Genomic DNA, 3,928 nt, shown 5'->3' with positions numbered 1-3,928 from the left:
CGGCAGCGATTGCCGCCGAGCCCGCTACCAGCGGCGCGATGGCTGCAGGCGCCGCCGCTGCCGGTGCAGCAGGCGCGGCGTCGCGACCCTGCTCGCCGCCGGCCAGCCCGAACACCTGCCAGGCCGAGACCATCGTGCCGGCGACCTTGAGCATCATCGCCATCAGCGCGACGTGGACGCTGGCGATGACGAACAGCGCGAGGGCGGCGCGGCCGTTGACCCCTTCGACGCCGTTCAGCGAAGCGACGATCGGCACCAGCAGTTCCATGACGATGCCGCCGCCGACCACGACGAACAGCGGCACCGCCGCGGTCAGGACCAGGCCGCGCAGCCAGCCCACGAAGAGCCCGCGGGTACCATTGAAAAGAGCAAAGACCACGAAGACGGGGCCCACGGCGAGCAGCACCGCCAGCGCGATCCGCGCGGTGACGAGCACGCCGACCGTGCCGAGCAGCAGCAGCAGCGCGCCCAGCCACATGACGTTGGCCGGGGTAAAACTGCCCGATACCGCAGCGCTCGCGGCCTGCGCGCCCTGCTGCGCGGCGGCCGCGGGAGGAGGAGGCGCCCCCGCCTGCTTGCCGGCCTCGGCCGCTTCGGCGATGGCGCCGAAGACCATGTCGACGCGGTCGCCGAAGATCTGGGTGGCGGAACCATTGGGCGCGCCGGTCAGCACCGAAGCGATCTCGTCGGGCGCGCCCGTGGCGAGGTTCCAGACGACCTGGCTATAGGCGATCCAGCTCGTCGCGAAAGTGAGGACGAGGCCCAGGGTCAGCATCCGCGGGGTCAGCGCCGAAATGCCGAGCCGGCTGCGGCCGGTCAGCAGGCCGATCGCAAAGAAGGCGATATAGAGCGTCAGGCCGATCGTCAGCGCCGGCAGCAGCGCGCCGCCGCCGGGGCCGGTGCCGAACAGCCGCGCGAAGGATGCGGCGACGGTCTCGCCGGCCAGGCAGTCGACCGCGCGCAGCGCCGCGGCGACGCCGCCCGAGGCTTCTGCGGAGAGGACTTCGCAGGCGCTCATTCCCCCCGACCCTTCATTCTGCCGCCTCGGTCCACAGATCGCTGCCTTCGCCGTCGGGCCAGACCTGCCCGGTCAGCGCCGGATACCAGGCGGCGGGCGCATCGCCGTAGGTCTCGCGCAGCGTGTCGAGCTTGCGCACCGTGCTCTCGCGGCCCGACAGCACGGTCAGCACTTCGGGCATGCCCGACAAGTCGAGCCGCACCACGACCGAGGCGTCGGGCTGGCGGATCAGGAAGCAGCGGCTCTGCGCGGGCAGGGTGCGGATCAGCTCGAGCTCGTGGCTCGTCAGGCCGAAGCCGCCGCAATAGTCCTCTTCGCGGGCGCGCGAGTTGGGCATGAAGATCATCGTCGCGGTCTGCTCGACCAGCGCTGCCGAGATCCGGCTCTCGAGCGCGTCGCGCGCCGACTGGGTGGCGAAGCCGACCAGCGCGTTGCGCTTGCGCAAGGTCTTGAGCCAGTCGCGGATGCGCGCGGCGAAGACCGGATCGTCGAGCGCCTTCCAGCCCTCGTCGATCAGGATCATCGTCGGTTCGCCGTCGAGCCGTTCCTCGATGCGGTGGAACAGGTACATCATGACCGGGGTGCGCAGCCGCGGCGTCTCGAGCAGCGCGGTCATGTCGAAGCCCAGGGTCATCGCCGAGAGGTCGAGCCGGTCCTCGGCATTGTCGAACAGCCAGCCATGCTCGCCGGCTCCGATCCAGGCATCGAGCCGTGAGGCGAGATCGCCGGGCTCCGGGCGGCGGCTGCCGGCGAGCAGCTCGCGGAAATGCGTGAGCCGGCGCAGCCGCGCGTCGCCCGCATAGGCGGCATCGACCGCGGCGGTGATCGTCGCCAGTTCCTCGGGACCGCCGGCTTCGAGCAGCACGCCGAGCCAGTCGCGCAGGAAGGCCCTGTTGATCGGTGTGTCGGGCAGCGCCAGCGGGTTGAAGCCCGTCGGGTGCCCGGCGGCGATCCGCGAATAGGTGCCGCCGATCGCGCGGATGAAGACTTCGGCGCCGCGGTCCTTGTCGAACAGGACGAGGCGGGGGCTGAACTTCTGCGCCTGGGCGGCGAGGAAGTTCATGACCACGGTCTTGCCCGAGCCCGAGGGGCCGATCACGGTGAAGTTGCCGAGATCGCCGTTGTGGAAATTGAAGAAGAACGGCGTCGAACTGGTCGTGGTGAGCAGGGTCACCGCCTCGCCCCAGTGGTTGCCGCTGGCCTGGCCCATGGCGAAGCCGTGGAGCGAGGCGAAGCAGGCCATGTTGGCCGAGGAGATCAACGAACGGCGCACGAGGTACTGCTCGTTGCCGGGCAACTGGCCCCAGAAGCCGGGCTCGAGATTGACGTCCTCGCGCACCGCGACCGCGCCGGCATCGGCCAGGGCGGCGGCGCAGGCGGCAACCGCGTCGTCGAGCGTGTCGAGCCGGTCGGTGCGGACCTGGACCGACAGGTGGTGGTCGCCGAAAGCCGCCGCGCCGGTGCCCAGCGCGTCGCGCGCGGCCATCATCTCGCGGCGCTCGGCCATCGCCTCCTCGTCGGCCGACTTGAGCCGGCGGATGGCAAGATCGATCCGCTCGCGCGAGACCTGGCGGTCGCTGGGCGCGTAGCTCTCGGTCAGGGTCAGTTCCTGCGGCAGGCGCAGCAGCGCGTCGGTCAGGCCCGGCCCGGTCGAATCGGGATAGTCCTTCAAGGACACCAGCGCGGCAAAGGTCGTGCCGCCTGCGCCCTTGAGCTCCATCGCGTCGAGCCCGAAGCTCGCGCGGCGATAGGGCAGCATATGGCCCAGATCGGCGCCTTCGGCCGGCCGGCGCACCGGGCGCATCTCGCCGTTGTAGAGCGCCGAGAGCAGTTCGAGCACTTCGGAGCAGGTGCCGCCCGCGCCCTCGTAGTCCCCCAGCAGCCGCGCGCCGTAGGCGCCGAGCGCCGCCAGCATCGCGGACGCCGCCGCGCGCAGCGCGCGGACGTCGGCCGGTTCGGCCTCGACCGGATCGCTGCCGCGGTTCCTGAACATGCGGCCGAGCCGTTCCGGCCAGCCCGCCTTGCCGCGCGCCGGGCGGCGCACCAGGGTGACGAACTGGTCGTTCACATAGAGCGCGCCTGCGCCCAGCCTGTCGCGCCAGCGCGCGTCGATATGCGCGGCCAGCGGGTCTTCGAATGCCCCTTCCAGCTCGACATGGACGCGTCGCCGGACGACGTGGTGGTAGAGCACGAAGCGCGCGTCGAGGCTGGCGCGCAGCAGCACCTCGCGCACCGCGGCATGGGCGTTGAGCTCGTCGGCGTCCGCAGTCTCGAAGCTGATGCCGGGCACCAGCAGCGAGCACATCACCGAACCGTCGCGCAGCAGCACGACATTGCCGTCGACCAGCGCGCGGTAGGGCAGCCGGTCGCCCGCCAGGGCTTCCTTGGCGGCCCAGGGCAGTGAAAGTTTTGCCATCGCCCGGCAGCTCCCTCAGACCGCGTAGCTGTTGCAGCCCCAGCGCTTCCAGTTCGGAACGCGGGGACAGCGCGAGACCTTGGTGATCCACAGGTCGAACACCCGCGGCTCGCGCAGGCAGGCAAGATAGCCCACACCGTGGATCGCCGCCGCGGCAGGCAGCGCCCAGAAGCTCTTGGTCATCAGGAACAGCTCGGTCGTGACCGCCATGTTGATGACGAAGAAGCTGTAAGTGACGCCCGCGAACATCTGCGGCCGGGTCAGCGCGCGGTGCACGGGATGGCGGACGAGCTGGCTCATACTCAGCCCGCGCCCGACGCCGACTGGATGCCCGAGACGATCGCGCCGGCACCGAACAGGATGAAGCAGCCGATGATCACCGTCGCCCCGAAGCGCCAGTTCATCCGCCCCGTCAGCATCATGAAACCCACCGCCGCAACCGCCATCACCGCTACCGCCGTCGCAACATTGCCCAGCAACGTACCCTGCAACCA

The 3,928-nt window shown here is 70.6% G+C and carries 4 protein-coding genes; all 4 read right to left on the bottom strand.

Features of this window, described 5'->3' with window-relative positions; genetic code table 11:
- Positions 1 to 1,018, bottom strand: a 1,018-nt coding sequence (locus VF536_RS24600; protein WP_331617573.1) for a type IV secretion system protein, incomplete at its 3' end; no start/stop codon positions are given.
- A gap of 13 nt (positions 1,019 to 1,031) precedes the next feature.
- Entirely contained in the window at positions 1,032 to 3,434 is a 2,403-nt protein-coding gene (locus VF536_RS24595) for a VirB4 family type IV secretion/conjugal transfer ATPase (protein WP_331617571.1), read from the bottom strand.
- A 15-nt stretch (positions 3,435 to 3,449) separates the two neighbouring features.
- A complete protein-coding gene (locus tag VF536_RS24590) occupies positions 3,450 to 3,734 on the bottom strand; it encodes a type IV secretion system protein VirB3 (protein WP_331617570.1) in 285 nt (94 codons plus the stop codon).
- 2 nt (positions 3,735 to 3,736) lie between these two features.
- Positions 3,737 to 3,928, bottom strand: a 192-nt coding sequence (locus tag VF536_RS24585) for a TrbC/VirB2 family protein (protein WP_331617569.1), incomplete at its 5' end; no start/stop codon positions are given.

Source organism: Roseateles sp., from assembly GCF_036486225.1.
Lineage (GTDB): Bacteria > Pseudomonadota > Gammaproteobacteria > Burkholderiales > Burkholderiaceae_C > Roseateles.
The sequence above is the reverse complement of the archived record's forward strand: the minus strand, read 5'-3'. Positions and strand labels throughout refer to the sequence as shown.

Excerpts from the sequence above, each read along its gene's own strand:
- VF536_RS24595 (WP_331617571.1), bottom strand. The coding sequence starts at position 3,434 with ATGGCAAAACTTTCACTGCCCTGGGCCGCCAAGGAAGCCCTGGCGGGC.
- VF536_RS24590 (WP_331617570.1), bottom strand. The coding sequence starts at position 3,734 with ATGAGCCAGCTCGTCCGCCATCCCGTGCACCGCGCGCTGACCCGGCCG.